Below are 18,843 nucleotides of genomic sequence, written 5' to 3' on the forward strand. Positions count from 1 at the left end.
ATACTAACATATACGTCGAATATCTTAATGTTTATGAGAGGAGGGTATATTTCCTTGCAAGTATTCTCCATGGAAATTGCCGGACGCACCTTGACCATCGAAACAGGACGGGTAGCCAAACAGGCTGGCGGCTCTGTGCTTGCCCGTTACGGCGATACGGTTGTGCTGGTGACGGCAACAGGCTCGAAGGAACCTCGTCCGGGCATCGACTTTTTTCCCTTGACCGTCGATTACGAGGAGCGTCTCTACGCTGTAGGAAAAATACCAGGCGGTTTTATCAAGCGAGAAGGTCGTCCCACTGAAAAGGCCATCTTGTCAGCTCGGTTGATCGATCGACCGATCCGCCCTTTGTTCCCTAAAGGCTTCCGCAACGATGTCCAGGTTGTGGCGACTGTCATGTCTGTGGACCAGGACTGTCCCCCCGATATTGTTGGCATGATCGGTGCTTCTTGCGCCCTCAGCCTGTCTGATATCCCCTTTGAAGGTCCCATCGGCGGCGTTCTCGTCGGACGGGTCGACGGAAAGCTGCTGATCAACCCGACGATGGAACAGGCTGAAAAGAGCGATATGCACCTGGTCGTGGCCGGGACGAAGGACGCCGTGATGATGGTGGAAGCCGGCGCCAACGAGGTGCCGGAAGAAGATATGATCGAGGCGATCATGTTCGGCCATCAGGAGATCCAGCGCATCGTCGCTTTCCAGGAAGAGATGGTTGCTGTCGCCGGCAAGCCGAAGCGGGAAGTGCCGCTGAAGCAGATCAACCCTGAACTGGAACAGGCTGTACGCGAATACGTGGGTGACAAGCTGCGCAACGCCATCCAAAACCCGGACAAGCTGTCCCGGGAAGCCGATATCCAGGCAGTCATGAAGGAGACGGTGGAGGCGCTGCTTCCTCACTTCCCTGAAGAGGAGAAGGACATCCGCACTGTTCTCGATACGATGGAAAAAGAGATTGTCCGCAAGCTGATCACCGTCGACAAGCAGCGGCCTGACGGGCGGAAGATGGATGAAATCCGGCCCATTTCTGTTGAGGTCGGTATCCTGCCCCGTACGCATGGCAGCGGTCTCTTCACCCGTGGTCAAACCCAGGTGCTCAACGTCTGCACCCTCGGCACTATCGCCGACCTGCAGATCCTCGACGGTCTCGGGGTGGAGGAATCGAAGCGCTACATGCATCACTACAACTTTCCGCCTTACAGCGTCGGCGAGACGCGGCCCATGCGGGGACCGGGCCGCCGGGAGATTGGCCACGGCGCTCTGGCCGAGCGGGCGCTTCTGCCGGTGATTCCGTCAGAGGACGAATTCCCCTATACCATCCGTCTCGTCTCTGAGGCGGTAGAATCAAATGGTTCCACGTCGATGGCCAGCGTCTGCGGTTCCACCCTATCTCTCATGAACGCTGGTGTGCCGATCAAAAAACCTGTCGCCGGCATCGCCATGGGCCTGATCAAGGAAGGGGAGCACTTCTCCATCCTCTCTGACATCCAGGGCATGGAAGACCATCTCGGCGATATGGACTTCAAGGTAGCCGGCACTGCCGACGGTGTGACGGCGCTCCAGATGGACATCAAGATCAAGGGCGTTAACCGGGAAATCCTCACCCAGGCGCTGCAGCAGGCTCGGAAAGGTCGCCTCTTCATCTTGGACAAGATGCTTGCCGTTATTGACAAACCGGCTGCTGAGATGTCCCCCTACGCGCCGCGGATCATCACCATGTCCATCGACCCTGACAAGATCCGCGAAGTCATCGGACCCGGCGGCAAGGTGATCAACAAGATCATCGCTGAGACGGGCGTCAAGATCGACATCGAAGACGATGGCCGCATCTTCATCGCCGCCACCGACACAGAGGCTGCCAACAAAGCCGTCCGCATCATCGAGAGCATCACTGCCGACGTGGAAGTGGGCAAGGTCTACACGGGCAAGGTGACGCGGATCATGAACTTCGGCGCCTTTGTCGAGGTCCTGCCCGGCAAGGAAGGCCTCATCCACATCAGCCAACTGGCCGAAGAACGGGTGGCCAAGGTGGAGGATGTGGTCAAGATCGGCGACGAAGTGACTGTCAAGGTCGTCGAGATCGACAAGCAGGGACGGATCAACCTTTCCCGCAAAGAGGTACTCAAGGCCAACAAACCAGCCGTGACTGGCGGCGCCCGGCCTGACGAGATGCGCAGACGGTTCTGAGCTTGAACCTTTGCTTCCCGCAGAGGGTCATTACCGCGGTGAAATCACTCAACCCATTGTGCGATGCAACGATGTTGAGAAGTGACGCGAACAGGCAAACTCAGCAACGAGTTTGCTTTTCTCGTTTTCGCCTTCTCGCCGGCCTGGCCCAGGCATAGATTTCTAGGGATCAGAGCCGTGCGAAAGGGGGAGAATCATGCGCACCCTCTTCATCTCATGGGCGTTCTTGCGGGTGCTCCTGACCCTGACTGTGGTCTGCCTGCTGCTGGCCGGCATGACCCAATATGTGATCATGCTGAATCGCGACGTTTCCGAGGCGACGAGTCGAGGCGAGGTCGAGGGTGTTGTGCGGCGAGGACCGCTGGTGAACAAGGTGGCATTGACGATCAATGTAGACTGGGGCCAGGAACTCATCCCGGCGCTGCTCGATTCCCTTTCCCGCCATCAGGCCAAGGCCACTTTTTTCTTTACGGGCCGATTCGCCGACAAGTTCCCCGAATATGTGAGGAAAGTCCACGAGGCTGGCCATGAGGTGGGCAATCACGGCTACTCTCACCCCCATCCTGCACAGATCGGTGATGCCGCCAACCGCCAAGAGATCCGGCGGACCCACGCCGCGCTGGAAAAATTGACCGGCTACGCGCCCAGGTGGTTCGCTCCTCCCTATGGAGAACATGACCAGCGGCTGGTGAAAATTGCCAAGGAGGAGGGCTATAGGCTTATTTTGTGGACCGTCGATTCGGCCGACTGGCTCAAGCCATCGCCCCAGGACTGGTTGAAGCGCGTCACGGCGGGAATCGGGCCGGGCGCCCTTGTGCTGATGCATCCAACCCCGTCGACAGCCCAGGCGTTGCCGTCGCTGCTCGAGTATATTAAGGAAAAAGGTTGGACGGCAGTCACTATGACCGAATTGATGGCGCCAGCCCAATAACCATAAAAACCGTGATGCGGTGCAATAATAAACCCGGCAGTTGCATGCCGGGGAGGAAAATAATTTGGCCTTTACAAGGGGAACCAGTCGAATCGCGGGAAAGACGCTGGCGCTGTTTTTGTGCCTGTCTCCGTTCCTCCTCCTAGGCGGACCGGCTCTATGCAGCGCCAGTCCCCAGGTGACGGCCGACGCCGCAGTACTCATGGATGCTGAGACGGGAAGGATTCTCTTTGAGCGGCAGGCGCATCAGCCACGGCCTCCGGCTTCGACAACCAAGATCGTGACGGCCTTGCTGGGATTTGAGTTCGGAGACCTGGAAGACGAGGTCATCATCAGCCAAAAGGCCGGGAGCACCGGGGAGGCCAGCATTAACCTCTTTCCCGGTGAGCGGGTCGCCCTGGGCGATCTGCTCACTGGCGCGCTGGTGCGGTCTGGGAATGACGCCTGCGTGGCCATTGCCGAACACATCGCCGGCAGCGAGGAGTTTTTTACCCTGTGGATGACGGCCAAATCGCGCATCATAGGCGGACGATCGAGCCAGTTTTTTAACACCAACGGATTGCCCCACAAGCACCACTGGTCGAGCGCCTATGATCTGGCTGTGGTGACCCGTGAAGCGATGCGGCGTCCTGAGTTTGCCGCTACCGTCAGAAGCCGCCGTGCGACGTTGAAAAACCGGCAAGGTTGGCCGAAGGAGATCAAGAACACGAACGCCCTGCTCTGGTCCTATCCTTTTGCCGACGGTGTAAAAACGGGTACGACACGGGCGGCCGGCGCCTGCCTGGTCGCCTCAGCTACAAAGAACAACCGCCAGTTGATCGCCGTCGTGCTGCATTCGGACGATCGTTTCGGCGACAGCCTGCGTCTCTTTGAATACGGCTTTAACCAGTTGAGGTGAACCGGGAATGCTCCCGGTCTTTTTCATCGCCCTTTGGAGGCGACTGCTGAACCGTTGACAGCGAGATGTCGGGCTGATACACTTCGGGGTACTTGAGCGAAAGCTCCCGTCCCCTTCTATGGGCGGGATGGCGCTGTAAATGGGCTTCTTAGATGCCTTCAGGAGGAAAGAGATGGTTCACAAGACAGTGTTGCCGAACGGAGTTAGGGTTGTGATGGAGCCGATCTCCCATGTGCGTTCCGTGGCCTTGGGCATTTGGGTGGCTACCGGATCGAGAGACGAAGAGCCCGCCTTGACGGGCGTATCTCACTTTATCGAACACATGCTGTTTAAGGGTACAGATAAGCGAACAGCCAAGGACCTGGCGGAAGTGCTTGAAGCGGTCGGCGGTCAACTGAACGCTTTTACATCGAAGGAATACACCTGCTACCACGCCAAAGTCTTGGACGATCATTTCGATCTGGCCCTCGACGTCCTAGCCGATATGTTTTTTCATTCTCGCTTTGAATGGGAAGACATCGAACGGGAACGCCGTGTGATCCTAGAAGAGATCAAGATGTATGAGGACTCTCCTGACGAGTTGGTCCATGACCTGTTGGCAGATGCCATGTGGCCGTTCAGCCCTCTGGGGCGCTCCATCTTGGGAACGGTTGAATCGATTCAGGCGATGCAGCGGGAGGGCCTGCTCAGCCACTTCCAGTCGGAGTACTCAGCTGACCGGACTGTCATCGCCATCGCCGGGTCTATCGACCCGGATAAGGCGCTGGAGAAGGTAAAGGCTTATTTTTCCGTTATGGACGCGTCCAAGCAAACCTACCGGCGATCCCGGCCCGATCTGCTGCATAAGAGCGTTTTCCTGCACAAGGATGTGGAACAGGTCCAGATCTGCCTGGGTACCCAGGGCCTGCCCCAGGAGCACCGCGACATCTACGCCATGCACGTCCTGAATAACGTCATCGGCGGCGGCACCTCGTCCCGGCTGTTTCAGGAGATCCGGGAGAACCGCGGCCTGGCCTACTCCGTGTATTCCTTTCATTCGGCCTTTTCCGACTCGGGTATGTTCGGCCTCTATGCCGGAACAAGCCCTGACTTCGCCGAAGAGGTTTTGGAAATCTCCCTGCGTGAAATGGCGCGCATCCGGGAAGAGGGGATCTGTCCCGAAGAATTGAGAAGGACCCAGGAGCAGATCAAAGGGAGCCTCTACCTCGGTTTGGAGAGTGTCAACTCCCGGATGACGCGCCTCGGCAAGTCGGAGATCTGCTACAACCGCTTCGTCTCTCCGGAAGAGGTGATCGATCGGGTCTATGCGGTCACCCTCGACGATGTGACAAAGGTGGCCCGCGATCTCTGGACACCAGAGCAATGCGCTCTTGCTGTCGTCGGCGCCAAGCCGCTGGCGGTAGAACTGTCCGAGATGCTGCGAAAATCGGGTTGGTAAAAACGCTGTTCTGCTGATGCCTTCTCGACTCCTCTTATCCCGCCCCCTTTTCTGATTCTATTTTCTGGAACCGGCGCGTATAGTAGATAGGGGGACAAGGAGGGGGGCGTCGATGCGTCTCAGTGAGTTGGTAGGCAAGGAGATCGTCAATCTGACAACAGGTGAACGTCTCGGCGCTGTCGGCGATTCAGATCTGATCATCGATGAGTCGAGCGGCGAAATCGACGCTATCATTCTGCCGTCGCGAGGCAACTTTGGCAGTTTTTGGTCTGACCGTGAACCGCTGATCATCCCCTGGGACGCAATCGTCAAGGTGGGCGCTGAGGTGGTCATCGTGGAACTGGACGATACCTATCGGCGAACGTCCCGACGTTTTTCCTTTTAACTGTTCTTTTACTGTTGACGTTTGGGGATGTCCCGTGATACCATCAACCTGATCAATTGAATATACCTCCCAGTGGAGAGGTAGAGGCGCGGTCTGTCAAGAGTACCTGGAGGAGTCCGACGGTGGACGATGATACCGGAGGGAAAGGGGCAACCGCCGAAGCTTGGAGCAACCGTATTGCTCACAGGCTGGGTCCGGGCATAAGATGTTCGGAACTGCCATCTGGTGATTCGACCGGATGGAGCGCTATCCAATCGTACGGGGACGGTGGAATCCAGCTTCCGAATGTTATTTTTTGGGGGCACCGCCTGAACTCCATGCGGTGTTCCCTTTTTGTATTTCTTTTTATGGGGGATGGGCCATGTCAGAGAGGATCAGAGTCCTGGTCAGCGGCGCCAGGGGGAAAGTGGGCCGAGAGGTAATCAAAGCGGTCCTGGGAGACAACACTTTGGAGCTGGTCGCCGCTGTCGATCACAACGGTGTCGGAGAGGATGCCGCCGTCTTAGCCGGTCTGCCAGCCTGCGGGGTCTTGATACAAGGCGACCTGGCTGCGGCGATTACGGAGACACAACCACAGGTGATGGTGGACTTCACCAGTCCGGCTTCGGTCATGGAAAACGTCCGCATTGCCCTGATGGCTGGCGTGGCGCCTGTCGTCGGGACGACAGGCCTTTCGGCAAGAGACATGGAGGAGATCGCCGAGTGGGCCGCCGCCAAAGAGGTAGGATGCCTGATCGCGCCCAATTTCGCTATCGGCGCTTTGCTGATGATGCGCTTCGCCCGCGAGGCGGCCCGCTTTTTCCCCAATGTGGAGATCATCGAATACCACCACGATCAGAAGTTGGATGCGCCGTCCGGAACGGCCATTAAAACGGCAGAGTTGATTCGGGAAGAACGGCGGGCGATCCGGCAAGGGCATCCGGAGGAGGAAGAAAAAATCACCGGTTCCCGTGGCGGCGAATTCGATGGGATGCGGATCCACAGCGTCCGCCTGCCGGGTCTGGTGGCCCACCAGGAGGTCATTTTTGGCGCCCTGGGTCAGACCTTGTCGATCCGCCACGATTCGATCAGCCGTGAATCTTTCATGCCCGGCGTTTTAGAGGCTATCCACCGGATCGGCGCCTATAAAGGGCTCATTTACGGGTTAGATAAAATTATCTTTTAGACCGGCTGTTTCGACGGCGTCAGTCAATCCGCTAGTCGAAGAGAGCACAACCTTCCAAGATTCGATCATCCCAACGCTCTTTGACAATCACATTCTGCACACCTCTCAGCGGGTTGCCTCATAATATTAAAAAGAGTTTCACTGTTTATGGTGGAGGAGGTTTTGAATACCCATGACGACCCTTCAAGGAATCCCTTTGGCGGTGATAGGAGGGGACGCGCGGGATCAGATCCTCGTACGCCGCTTGGCTGAACGGGGCGCAACGGTCGATGTGGTCGGTTTGCCTGTGGAGGAAGCGGAACGGGTGCGGATCGTGGAAGACATCCCGAAGGCCGTAGCGGGGAAAGCGGCAATCCTTCTGCCCATGCCGGGCGTTGACCTTGAAGGACGCGTCTACGCGCCGCTCCATCATCAACCTCTTCGCTTGGAGGCGGCCCACATGGCCTTGCTGGCGCCCGGCGTTCCCCTCTTCGTTGGAGTGGCCCGGTCCATCCTGCGCCAGATGGCCCTGTCCCGCGGCCTCCCTCTGATTGAAGTGGCTGAACTGGACGAGGTGGCGATCCTGAACTCGGTGCCCTCCGCAGAGGGTGCCCTGCAGATCGCTATGGAGAAACTGCCGATCACGATCCACGGCAGTCGCAGCATGGTTCTCGGCTTCGGTCGGTTGGGCCTTACCCTGACCCGTCTTTTACAGGCTATGGGTTCACGGGTGACCGTCGTTGCCCGCGATGGAGGACACCGAGCCAGAGCATGGGAGATGGGCGCTGCCGCCGAGCCTTTATCGGCGCTGGCCGACCTTTTGGCGAAGACAGATATCGTCTTCAACACCGTCCCGGCTCCTGTGCTGGGTGAAAGGGAACTGGCAGCCACGAACCGTGAAGCCCTGATCGTCGACCTGGCCAGCGCGCCGGGAGGGACTGATTTCGAAGCGGCTCGCCGCTTGGGAATCCAAGCGCTGCTCGCCCCCGGTTTGCCGGGGAAGGTGGCGCCGAAGACAGCCGGAGAGATACTGGCCCGTGTCTATCCCGATCTGATCGCGCGGCATGTCCCTCACAGAGACGGGTAACACCCCTGGGAGGTGTGCAGGATGTCATTGCAAGGAGTTCGCATCGGTTTTGCTATCACCGGATCCCATTGCACCATCGCCGATGTGCTCCCCGTTGTAACCCGGCTGGTGGCTGAAGGGGCCGTTGTGACACCGATCTTTTCCGAATCAGTGACACAGACGGATACCCGCTTTGGCCCATCATCCAAATGGAAGGAAGAGATGGAGCGCATCACGGGGCAGAAGGTGCTCGGCACCATCGTCGAAGCGGAGCCGATCGGACCGCAAAAGTTGCTGGACATCATCGTCATCGCGCCATGCACCGGCAACACCCTGGCCAAACTGGCCAATGGGATCACCGATACGGCCGTGCTCATGGCGGCCAAGGCGCAGTTGCGCAATCTTTGTCCCGTGCTGCTCGCCATATCGACCAATGACGGCCTCAGCAACAACCTAAAAAACATCGGCGTGCTGATGAATATGAAAAACGTGTATATGGTGCCTTTCGGCCAAGATAACCCTATGACGAAAGCCAACTCGCTCGTCGCCCGGATGGAATTGATTCCGGAGGCGATTGAGGCGGCGCTGCAACAGCGGCAGCTACAGCCGGTCTTGCTCGCCAACCCGTCATAAATACCGCCGCAGGCGCCAGTCAAGGAGGAGCTAAAAATGAAAAAATACAATGTGGCCATTGTCGGAGCGACTGGCGCCGTCGGCCAGGAACTGTTAAAGGTGTTGGCTGAACGGAACTTCCCTGTCGGCGAGCTGCGGCTTTTGGCTAGCGCCCGATCGGCTGGGAAAGTCATCTCCTACCAAGGTCAGGAGTATACCATCGGCCTCACTGACGAGAAGGCCTTTGCGGGCATTGACATCGCTCTCTTTGCCGGTGGGTCGGCTTCGACTGAATTCGCCCAGGCGGCTGTCGAAGCCGGTGCTGTCGTTATCGACAATTCCTCGGCCTTCCGTATGCATCCTGAGGTTCCCCTCGTCGTTCCTGAGGTGAACCCGGAGGATGTAGACTGGCACAAGGGGATCATCGCCAACCCCAACTGCTCCACCATCATCATGGCTGTCGCCTTAAAGCCGCTCCATGACGCCGCCGGTATCGAGCGGGTCGTCGTCTCGACCTATCAAGCCGTGTCAGGTGCCGGCAAAGAAGGCATCACCGAACTGACCGAACAGACCAGCCAGGTCCTGCGCGGCGAACCGGTAAAACCGAATGTCTTTGCCCATCCCATCGCCTTTAACCTGATCCCCCATATCGATGTCTTTCAGGATGGGGATTACACCAAGGAAGAGTGGAAGATGATCAAGGAAACCCGGAAAATCATGCACGAAGCGGATATGCGGATCACCGCCACCACCGTCCGGGTTCCCGTCTACCGGAGTCATTCTGAATCGATCAACATTGAATTCAAGCGGAAAATCACTGCCGCTGAAGCGAAGGAAGTCCTCGCCAACGCATCAGGTGTCATCGTGATCGACGATGTGCAGAACAAGCAGTACCCGATGCCTCTTTACACCTCCGACAAGGATGAGGTCTTTGTGGGCCGGATCCGGGAGGACCTTTCCATCGACAAGGGCCTCAACCTCTGGGTGGTGGCCGATCAGATCCGGAAAGGCGCGGCGACCAACGCCGTTCAGATCGCTGAAACACTGATTCAACGAAAGCGGATCTAACCCTTTCCCAGCGGCGGCAACCGGGAGTGAGACTCGTTGAGGATTGCCGTCCTAAAATTTGGGGGAACCTCTGTTGCCAATGAAACGAAGCGAAATCATGCGGTGCAGCGGATCCGAGAAGCACTGGAGGAAGGCTGCCGGGTGGTTGCCGTCGTATCGGCCATGGGCCGTAAGCCGGAACCGTACGCCACAGACACGCTGCTTTCGTTGGTGCAGGAGCTCGACTTCAATCTTCCGCTCCGCGAAAAAGATCTGCTCATGGCCTGCGGAGAGATCATCTCATCGGTCGTCATGACCGCCAGCCTGTTGAGGGCAGGGATAGAGGCGACCAGTCTCACCGGTTGGCAGGCCGGCATCATCACGACGGAGCAATTCGGCGACGCCCGCATCCAGCGGGTCGAGGTCGAACGCATCCGCCGAGAACTGGAACAGGACCGGGTGGCTGTCATCGCTGGCTTTCAAGGGGCAAGCGAGAATGGTGAGATTGCCACTCTCGGCCGTGGGGGCAGCGATACGACAGCAGTGGCCGTCGGGGCGGCCCTGGGGGCCGAGGTTGTTGACATCTTTACGGACGTGAGAGGCGTCTATACGGCTGATCCCCGGCTGGTGAGCGACGCGCGCATCCTCTCCTGCGTCTCCTACCAGGAGGTCTGCCAACTGGCTCAGGAAGGGGCGAAAGTCATTCACCCTCGTGCCGTTGAGATCGCCATGAAGAATCACCAGGCTGTCCGCGTCCGCAGCACTGAATTTCACGACAAGGGAACCCTCATCTGCGCTCCCCATCACGCCGGCGACGAGTATTGTTGCGACCGCCTGATCACAGGCATCGCCCATATGGCCCCGATCACGCAGATCAAGGTGAATACGTCCCAGTGGCCCGATCCCGCCTTGACGGGGCAGACGGTCTTTCAAGCCCTGGCAGAAGCGGGGATCAGCGTCGATTTCATCAATGTTCACCCGGCAGCAGTTATTTTCACCGTTCCTGACGAGATCACGGCCAAAGCGACACGGGTGCTGGAAGAACTGGGTCTTTGCCCTGAAGTCCGCCAGGGTTGCGCTAAGGTGGCCGTCGTCGGCATTAATATGACCGGCGTCCCCGGCGTGATGGCTCAGATCGTCGTCGCTCTCAATCGGGAAAAGGTGCCGATTCTCCAGTCAGCTGATTCCTACACCACCATCTGGTGCCTCATCCCCATCAAGGATCTGACAGTGGCCTTGAACGCCCTCCATCGGCAGTTTTGCCTGTCATAAAAAGGCCAGCCCTTTCGAACCGGCTCTTGCCTATCTGAAAGAAACTGCTTTTTTGGAGGCGCGGCCGACCCTAAACCGGAGAAAAGGAGAGAACGATAGAATGGAATTTGGCAGACTGATTACAGCCATGGTGACACCATTCAATGACCGCCTGGAGGTCGACTACGTTCGGGCGGCGGAGTTGGCCAATCATCTGGTGAATACGGGGTCGGACGGTATCGTGGTAGCCGGCACGACTGGCGAGTCGCCGACCTTGACGAAGGACGAGAAGATCCGCCTCTTTTCCACCGTTGTCGACGCCGTAGGCGATCGCGCCAGCGTCATCGCCGGCACCGGCTCCTACGATACGGAGGCGACCATCGAACTGAGCCGCAAGGCCAAGGAAGCCGGCGTCGACGGTCTGCTGCTCGTTGGCCCTTACTACAACAAGCCGCCTCAAGAAGGCTACTACCAGCATTTTGCCGCTGTCGCCAAGGCGGTGCCTTTGCCGATCATGCTTTACAACATCCCCGGCCGGACCGGTTCGAACATCATCCCGGCCACAGTGGCGCGGCTGATGGCCTTTGACAACATCGTCGCCATCAAGGAAGCAGCCGGCAGCATGGATCAGGTGTCCGAGGTGGTCCGCCTGGCTCGGCCTGACTTCAAGGTCTATTCCGGCGATGATTCGCTGACCCTGCCCATCCTCTCTGTCGGCGGTCACGGCATTGTCAGCGTCGCCAGTCACCTCGTGGGCAAAGAGATCCAAAAGATGATCGCCGCCTGCATCAACGGTAACATCTCGGAAGCCGCCCGGATCCACCGGGAACTCTATCCGCTCTTCAAGGGCCTGTTCATCACCTCCAACCCGATCTGTGTCAAGGCGGCCCTCAACCTGCTCGGTCGTCCTGTCGGCGGTGTACGACTGCCGCTGGTGGAGGCCAATGACCAGGAAGTGGCGGCCATGCGGCAACTGATTGAATCCTATGGACTGGACGCCTCCTGCCAAGAGACTGTGGCGTAAGCTGTTTTGAGATTTCTCGGTGATTCGTCGGCAATAGTCGATACGTTTGCCTGGGCTATCTGAACTGATTTTTTTTGGTTTTTCGCCCTCCCTCTGGGAGGGCTTATTTTTTGGCCTTTGTGCCGAACCGGGAAAGGCGTCTTCAGGGAAAACTTGTATCTCTGAAGCAATGCTTGTATAATAATAAAGCATGGGTTGTACGGTTTGGTTTTTGAGGTTTGCGGTGGCGGCGGGGCCGGATAAAAAAAGCAAGCCTCGGCTCAAAAATCCGAACGAAACCCTTCCAAATAAGGGAGGGCCTTTTTGTTGTGTCAAGAGTTATATATCGGAATGAGGATTTGTGATGAGAAGAAGAGGAGGAATGCTATGGGCGCGGGGGACAAAGTAACCATCATCCCCTTAGGCGGTTTAGGCGAGATCGGCAAAAATATGACCATCATCAAAGTCAATCAGGAACTGTTGATCATCGACTGCGGGATCATGTTTCCCGAAGACGAGATGCTCGGCATCGACGTGGTCATCCCCGACATCACCTACCTGCTTGAAAATCGCGATGCCATCCGTGGCATCATCTTGACCCACGGCCACGAGGACCACATCGGTGCGTTACCCTATATGCTTAAGGAATTGAAAGTGCCTGTCTACGGCACTCGGCTCACGCTGGCCTTGGCGGAAACCTATCTAAAAGAACAGAACATGCAGACGGCCGCCATCTTTCATACGGTCAAACCGAGGGAAATCATTCGTGTCGGTGCTTTTCGCGTCGAATTCATTCGTGTCTGCCACAGCATCCCTGACGCGGTCGCCGTGGCGATCCACACCCCTGCCGGCGTCATCGTCCATACGGGCGACTTCAAGTTTGACCAGACCCCAGTCGACAGTGAGGCCACCGACTACTTCCGCTTGGCCCAACTGGGCGAGTCAGGCGTGCTTGCCCTGCTCTCCGACTCTACCAATGCGGAAAAACCGGGGTTTACCCCTTCGGAAAAAGCCGCCTACGGTAAGTTGGAAGAGGTCTTTCGCTTGTCCAAGGGCCGGATCATCGTCACCACCTTTGCGTCGTCCCTCTATCGGATCCAGCAGACCTTTCAGGTGGCAGCCCGCTACCGCCGCAAGGTCGTCGTCGTCGGCAAATCGATGCAAGAGGTGGTTCAGGTGGCCCGCGCCAACGGCTATCTGGAAATTCCGCCAGGCACCCTTTGCGATGAAGAAAACTGGAACATTATCCCCCATGACAAATTGGTCCTACTGACAACCGGACACCTGGGTGAGCCCATGTCCGCTTTGCTGAGAGGCCCTTGGACTGACGCGCGCTTGAGCAACTACCAACCGGGCGACACGGTGATCATCTCAGCCAGTCCAGTGGCGGGCAGTGAAAAATCGGTCCACCGGACCATCGACGGACTGTGCAAGCTCGGCGCCGATGTCTACCATGAGGCGTCCGGCGGCCACATCTCCGGCCATGCCAGTCAGGAAGAACTGAAGATGATGATCAACCTCATCCGGCCGAAGTACTTCATCCCCATTCAGGGCGAGTACCGCATGCTGATCCGCCATGCGAGATTGGCCGGCGACGTGGGCCTGTCTGCGGACAACATCTTTGTGCTGGAAAACGGTCAGGTCCTTGAACTGACACCAAAAAAAGGCAGCCTGGCCGCTCGGGTGGCCGCCGGACGTGTCCTCGTTGACGGCCTCGGCGTGGGCGATGTAGGCAACATCGTGCTTCGCGATCGTCGCCAGTTGTCCCAAGACGGCATTCTGATCGTCGTCATCACCATCAGCAAGGAATCGGGACAGGTCGTCGCCGGACCGGACATGGTCTCTCGCGGCTTCGTCTATGTGCGCGAAGCGGAAGAATTGATGGAAGAGGCCAAGATCAAGGTGCGCCAAGCCTTAGAAAAGTCGGGCGAGCGCCGCGTCACCGAGTGGGCGGCCATTAAGACGAATGTCCGTGATGTATTGTCTAAGTTTTTATATGAAAAAACCCGTCGTCGCCCGATGATCCTGCCGATCATCATGGAAGTGTGACCTCCCTTTGGCGAATGGTTCCCTCTTCTCTGGTGCAAAATAGGGAAATGAGGGAATTCAACGCCAAAAGGAGGACATTGTGGGCCTATGGTCGAACAGTTTGAAGAGACACCGGATGTAGAACCTAAAACAGCGAAGCCCGGACCGGCCGAAGGGGCGCCGTTGAAGCCGGAGGAGTCGCGAGGACGCCGCATCGACGCCCTGAAAGAACTGGGCGAGACGGAGGTCCCTGGCGCCAAAAGCAACATCCACTGCCTGACCATCGTCGGCCAGGTGGAAGGACACATGATCCTGCCGCCGCAGAATAAGACGACCAAATACGAGCACATCCTGCCCCAACTGGTCGCGCTGGAGCAGAGCAAGGACATTGAGGGCGTGTTGTTGATCCTGAATACTGTCGGCGGCGACGTAGAGGCTGGCCTGGCCATCGCCGAGATGGTCGCCAGCTTGTCGAAGCCCTCTGTCTCCATCGTCTTGGGCGGCGGTCACTCTATCGGCGTGCCTATCGCCGTATCGGCCGATTACTCGATGATCGCCTCCACAGCCACCATGACCATCCACCCGATCCGCTTGACAGGCCTTGTCATCGGTGTCCCTGCCACCTTTGAATACCTGGAAAAAATGCAGGACCGCGTCGTCGCCTTTGTGACGCGCAACTCCCGCATCACACCGGAGAAATTTAAGGAACTGATGTTCAAAACAGGCGAACTGACCCGGGATATCGGAACGGTCGTCGTCGGCAAGGAGGCTGTCGAATATGGTCTCATCGACGCCGTCGGCGGGATCAGCGAAGCGGTGAAAAAATTGAATGAGTTGATCGAAGAGCGCCGAAACAACAAGGGGTTGTTGCAATGATCCTCTATACGCCAGTTCCAATGGAAACCATCTTTCAGGGGACAACGCCCGATGTACCCGCCATGTCGATCGTGTCTTTCAAGGGCAGGACTGTGATGGCTTACAACCGGGGAGACGGACGCTACGAATTGACACGCTTGTTGACCACCGAGCCAAAGGACTACCTCGATCCTGAACTGCAACCGGGAAGGGAGATCTTTCCCGATTAACCTCCCTAAAAGCCACCCCGTTGGGATGGCTTTCCTTTTGCGCCTGTCAGAAACGGCGGCTCCCGGTGACAACACGACTTACATGCAGGGTGATCTAATGGCAAACATGTTTCATCAACTGAAAGAAGATCTCAAGTATGAAATGGCCGGGCTGGGGGTATTGGCTGTCGCTGTCTTCGCCATTGTCAGCCTTTTCACCGTCGGCGCCAATCCCCTGGTCCTGCCTTCTGCGGGCGCCGGCGCAGTAGGCCAGTTCTTTTACAACAGCCTGAGCATAGCGGCGGGGCAGGGGAAGATCCTCTTTCCGATCTTTCTTGCCTACATAGGCGTCAAGCTCATGACCCAACGGGCGCAATTTGCCATCGGGCGAAAGCTCGCCGGTTTCACCGCCTCCTATATGATCCTGCTCACTTTCCTGCACCTGATGCTACCGATCGGGGGATCGGATTGGCAAGCGGGCATGGAAGGAAAGGGCGGCGGCGTCCTTGGGGCTTCTGTCGCCATCCTCTTAAAAACGCTCTTCGGAACGATCGGAACATATGTGGTCCTCATCGCCTTGATTCTGGCTGCTGTCCTCTTCGCCTTCGAGGTGTCTCTCGTTCAGTTGGTGGGGTTGCTCTTCGCCGGTTTGGTCGGCTGGTATGGCCGCGCCCGTGGCGCTCTGGGCAAGTTCCTCTTTACCGTTGTCGAGGAAGAGGAGCTTGTGCCGAAAAAGGCCGTCGAGAAAAAAGGGCGCCGCAAAAAGACGGAGGGGCCTTCCCCGGCAAAGGGGTCACAGGACATCCCGCTCGTCATCTTTGACCATGAAAAAGATAGGCCGGAGTGGTTGAAACAGATCGAAAAACCTATCGATAAGGCGGCAACGGAGTCGGCTGTGCCGAATGGGTCTGCGATCATCAGGCCGGCAACGCCGGAAAATCCAGAACTGGAAAACAGAGGCGCCCTATTGGATGATAGGGCCCCCTTGATCATCCAGCACTTTGATGATGACGAACCTCCGAAAGAGCCTTCCATCGACGATACGCTCGTGGAAGCCAAGCGCCATCGCGAGACGACGATGCCAGGCTTGGCGGAAACCGCCGCCGGTGATCTCGCCGATAGAGAGCTGTCCGCCGGCGTGTCTTGGACAGGTTCGGAAGGGAATGCAACTGAGAATGTCACCGCCGAGTTGCTCGACGAGAACCGGGAAAGCGGAGTCCCAGGAGGAACGAAAGCTAAGGCTGGGACAAGCGCCGCTTCTTCCGGCCTTCCCGAATACACCTTGCCCCCGCTCAGCCTCTTACACCGTTCACTCCGTGTGAAAAGCCCCCGTCTGGACCATGACATCACGGAAAACGTGCGCATCCTCGAAGAGACGTTGAACAATTTCGGCGTCCGCGTCAAAGTCACCCAGGTCAACCGCGGCCCGGCCATTACCCGTTACGAGGTCCAGCCGGCGCCTGGCGTCAAGGTCTCCAAGATCACCAACCTGGCTGACGACATCGCCTTGTCGCTGGCCGCCGGTGCCGTCCGAATCGAGGCGCCCATTCCCGGAAAAGCCGCTGTCGGCATCGAGGTACCGAACAAGGAGGTGACGGCCGTCACCTTCCGCGAAGTCTTGGAGACGAACGAGTTCCAACAGGCGGCGTCAAAGTTGACTATCGCCTTGGGGAAAGATATCGCTGGCGCACCTGTCGTAACAGAACTGAACCGCATGCCCCACCTGCTCATCGCCGGGGCAACCGGCGCCGGCAAGAGCGTTTGTATGAACGCGTTGATCAGCAGCATCCTCTTCAAGGCCAAACCGAACGAAGTGAAGTTTCTCATGATCGACCCGAAGATGGTCGAACTGACCCAATACAATGGCATCCCCCATATGATCGCCCCGGTGGTGACGGACGCCAAGAAGGCGGCGACGGCTCTCAAGTGGATCGTCAACGAGATGGAAAATCGGTACGAGCTCTTTGCCGCTTCGGGGGTCAAGGATATCACCCGCTACAACCAGTTCAAGGCGATCGACAACCCTGACGGACCGCAGCCGGCGCTGCCCTATGTGGTAGTGCTCATCGACGAGTTGGCCGACCTGATGATGGTCGCCGCCGTCGACGTGGAAGACGCCATCTGCCGCCTTGCCCAGATGGCCCGGGCGGCGGGCATCCACTTGGTTATCGCCACTCAGCGGCCTTCAGTGGACGTCATCACCGGGATCATCAAGGCTAACGTGCCTTCGCGGATCGCCTTCGCCGTCTCCTCCCAGATTGACTCGCGGACGATCCTTGATCAGGCGGGTGCGGAAAAACTGCTCGGTCGGGGGGACATGCTCTTTTCGCCTGTCGGTTCCAACAAACCCCTGCGGGTGCAGGGTTGCTATGTCTCGGACAAAGAAGTGGAAACAGTTGTCGAATTCCTTAAAACCCAGGGGCTGCCCGAATATCAGGAAGGGGTCATCAAGGCCCAGGAACAGGCGGAAGCGCCGGAAGAGGATGACGACGAACTCTTCGTCGACGCCGTACGCGTCCTCCTGGACAGCGGACAGGCCTCCATTTCCATGCTACAGCGTCGGCTGCGGGTCGGTTACGCCCGGGCGGCGCGGCTTATCGACATCATGGAGCAGCGGGGCATCGTCGGCGGCTACGAAGGCAGCAAGCCCAGGGAGATCCTGATCAGCAAGGTTCAATTTGAAGCCAAGTACGGTTCGGCGAAAAATACAGGGAGTTAAGAAGGGGAAGGGCGAAGGTGTTGACGGGAAAAAAAAACAGTTGGCTTCGGAGGAGCCCGCCGTTCCTCTTTTGCCTATTCATCCTGTTTTCGCTGCTGCTCTCCGGATGCCGGGGAACGATAACAGGAGATACAGCCAGAAATCAGGACAATGAGAGCAGCATCACCGCTGTCAGCTATGTGCCGCCGCTAGTCGGTGCCATTTTAGCCCCGACTGATTCGCCGGCGGCTGCCGGAAACGGCCAGGTGACGGCGGCGCTGCGCTCCTTGAAAGAACAATACGGCGTTCGCGTACGGGCGATCTCGCCAACCGATTTTCTCACCCCTGAGGAGGCGCTAGGCTACTTCGGCGTCAACGAGGCCCGGGCCGTCGTTATCGCCGATCCGGCCTTCGCCGGCTTCGTTCCCGCCGCACAGGAGAAGTTTCAGAAGACAACATTCATCTACCTGGGATTGCCGGAGGAGCGCACCCTGGAAACAAGATTGGCTGGTGCCTATCTGGCCGGCGCCCTGGCGGGGGCGATGCTGCCTGGCGGGAGCGTTACCGTCGATATTCCGCCTGGTGAGACAGAGGCCGCCGCCTTTGAGCGGGTCATTCGGGCCGGTCTGGCTGAAACCGGGAAGAGGGACCCCTTATTGACGTTGACGACGTCCATAGGCGGGGGAACGGTTCCGGGAGCTGCCGCCGGGGCTGGGAGCGAGTCGGCTGCGGCAACGGCGGATCTGCGGATCATCCTGCGCGCCGCCGACATGCCGCCGCTTCCGCCGGGAACCGGGCGGATCGGTAACGTTATCGTGCTCCTCCAGCCGAACGAAGCGCCGCCGCCGGGGGTATGGTCGATCCAGGGCGGTGTCAACAGCAATGATCTGTATCCCCGTTTAGAGGCGATACTCAAAGGAAAAGAAGGACAGCCGAGTCTTCTGTCGGTCCAGTGGAATATCTTTATGAAGACAGTCAGGGCAACAGAAGAACCCCAACCATTGCCGGAGGAGATCCGGTCAAAACTCGAACCGGTACTGCAGAAGTTGGCGCAAGGGGAAGTACATTTCAACGGATGACCGTTCGAAATGTTT

At 58.0% G+C, this 18,843-nt stretch carries 16 protein-coding genes and 1 riboswitch; all 16 genes read left to right on the forward strand.

The window, feature by feature from the left end; all coding sequences use genetic code 11:
• The first annotated feature begins 33 nt into the window (after positions 1-33).
• The 16 genes from HM1_RS10540 (at position 34) to HM1_RS10615 (ending at position 18,828) form a co-directional block, all read left to right on the forward strand.
• A complete protein-coding gene (locus tag HM1_RS10540) occupies positions 34-2,184 on the forward strand; it encodes a polyribonucleotide nucleotidyltransferase (protein WP_049754254.1) in 2,151 nt (716 codons plus the stop codon).
• 196 nt (positions 2,185-2,380) lie between these two features.
• Positions 2,381-3,115 carry a polysaccharide deacetylase family protein gene (locus HM1_RS10545; protein WP_012283354.1) on the forward strand — a complete coding sequence of 245 codons (735 nt, stop codon included), beginning with the start codon at positions 2,381-2,383 and terminating at the stop codon, positions 3,113-3,115.
• 64 nt (positions 3,116-3,179) lie between these two features.
• Entirely contained in the window at positions 3,180-4,013 is an 834-nt protein-coding gene (locus HM1_RS10550) for a D-alanyl-D-alanine carboxypeptidase family protein (RefSeq protein WP_049754118.1), read from the forward strand.
• A gap of 172 nt (positions 4,014-4,185) precedes the next feature.
• A complete protein-coding gene (locus HM1_RS10555) occupies positions 4,186-5,451 on the forward strand; it encodes a M16 family metallopeptidase (protein WP_012283356.1) in 1,266 nt (421 codons plus the stop codon).
• 112 nt (positions 5,452-5,563) lie between these two features.
• The gene (locus HM1_RS10560; RefSeq protein ID WP_012283357.1) at positions 5,564-5,836 is read left to right on the forward strand and encodes a YlmC/YmxH family sporulation protein; all 273 of its coding nucleotides are present in this window, start codon (positions 5,564-5,566) and stop codon (positions 5,834-5,836) included.
• 73 nt (positions 5,837-5,909) lie between these two features.
• Positions 5,910-6,093, forward strand: a riboswitch (Lysine riboswitch).
• A gap of 104 nt (positions 6,094-6,197) precedes the next feature.
• A complete protein-coding gene (dapB, locus tag HM1_RS10565) occupies positions 6,198-7,001 on the forward strand; it encodes a 4-hydroxy-tetrahydrodipicolinate reductase (RefSeq protein ID WP_012283358.1) in 804 nt (267 codons plus the stop codon).
• 172 nt (positions 7,002-7,173) lie between these two features.
• A complete protein-coding gene (gene dpsA, locus HM1_RS10570; RefSeq protein WP_012283359.1) occupies positions 7,174-8,067 on the forward strand; it encodes a dipicolinate synthase subunit DpsA in 894 nt (297 codons plus the stop codon).
• 21 nt (positions 8,068-8,088) lie between these two features.
• Complete coding sequence (locus HM1_RS10575; RefSeq protein WP_012283360.1) at positions 8,089-8,679, forward strand: dipicolinate synthase subunit B; 591 nt, start codon at positions 8,089-8,091, stop codon at positions 8,677-8,679.
• A gap of 36 nt (positions 8,680-8,715) precedes the next feature.
• Positions 8,716-9,726 carry an aspartate-semialdehyde dehydrogenase gene (locus HM1_RS10580; protein ID WP_012283361.1) on the forward strand — a complete coding sequence of 337 codons (1,011 nt, stop codon included), beginning with the start codon at positions 8,716-8,718 and terminating at the stop codon, positions 9,724-9,726.
• Between the two features lie 36 nt (positions 9,727-9,762).
• Positions 9,763-10,977: an aspartate kinase gene (gene dapG / locus HM1_RS10585; protein ID WP_012283362.1), complete on the forward strand. Its 1,215-nt coding sequence runs from the start codon at positions 9,763-9,765 to the stop codon at positions 10,975-10,977.
• 100 nt (positions 10,978-11,077) lie between these two features.
• Positions 11,078-11,980, forward strand: coding sequence for a 4-hydroxy-tetrahydrodipicolinate synthase (gene dapA / locus HM1_RS10590; protein ID WP_012283363.1), 903 nt, complete (start codon positions 11,078-11,080; stop codon positions 11,978-11,980).
• A 366-nt stretch (positions 11,981-12,346) separates the two neighbouring features.
• A complete protein-coding gene (locus HM1_RS10595; protein WP_012283365.1) occupies positions 12,347-14,008 on the forward strand; it encodes a ribonuclease J in 1,662 nt (553 codons plus the stop codon).
• An 87-nt stretch (positions 14,009-14,095) separates the two neighbouring features.
• Positions 14,096-14,863 (forward strand): ClpP family protease, encoded by a 768-nt coding sequence (locus HM1_RS10600; RefSeq protein ID WP_012283366.1) that lies wholly within the window; start codon positions 14,096-14,098, stop codon positions 14,861-14,863.
• Entirely contained in the window at positions 14,860-15,072 is a 213-nt protein-coding gene (locus HM1_RS10605) for a YlzJ-like family protein (protein WP_041313752.1), read from the forward strand. The genes HM1_RS10600 and HM1_RS10605 overlap by 4 nt, the downstream gene beginning before the upstream one ends.
• Positions 15,073-15,169: 97 nt before the next feature.
• Positions 15,170-17,770, forward strand: coding sequence for an FtsK/SpoIIIE family DNA translocase (locus HM1_RS16460; protein ID WP_012283368.1), 2,601 nt, complete (start codon positions 15,170-15,172; stop codon positions 17,768-17,770).
• A 17-nt stretch (positions 17,771-17,787) separates the two neighbouring features.
• The gene (locus HM1_RS10615; RefSeq protein ID WP_012283369.1) at positions 17,788-18,828 is read left to right on the forward strand and encodes a hypothetical protein; all 1,041 of its coding nucleotides are present in this window, start codon (positions 17,788-17,790) and stop codon (positions 18,826-18,828) included.
• Positions 18,829-18,843 lie beyond the last annotated feature (15 nt).

This window comes from Heliomicrobium modesticaldum Ice1, assembly GCF_000019165.1.
Lineage (GTDB): Bacteria > Bacillota > Desulfitobacteriia > Heliobacteriales > Heliobacteriaceae > Heliomicrobium > Heliomicrobium modesticaldum.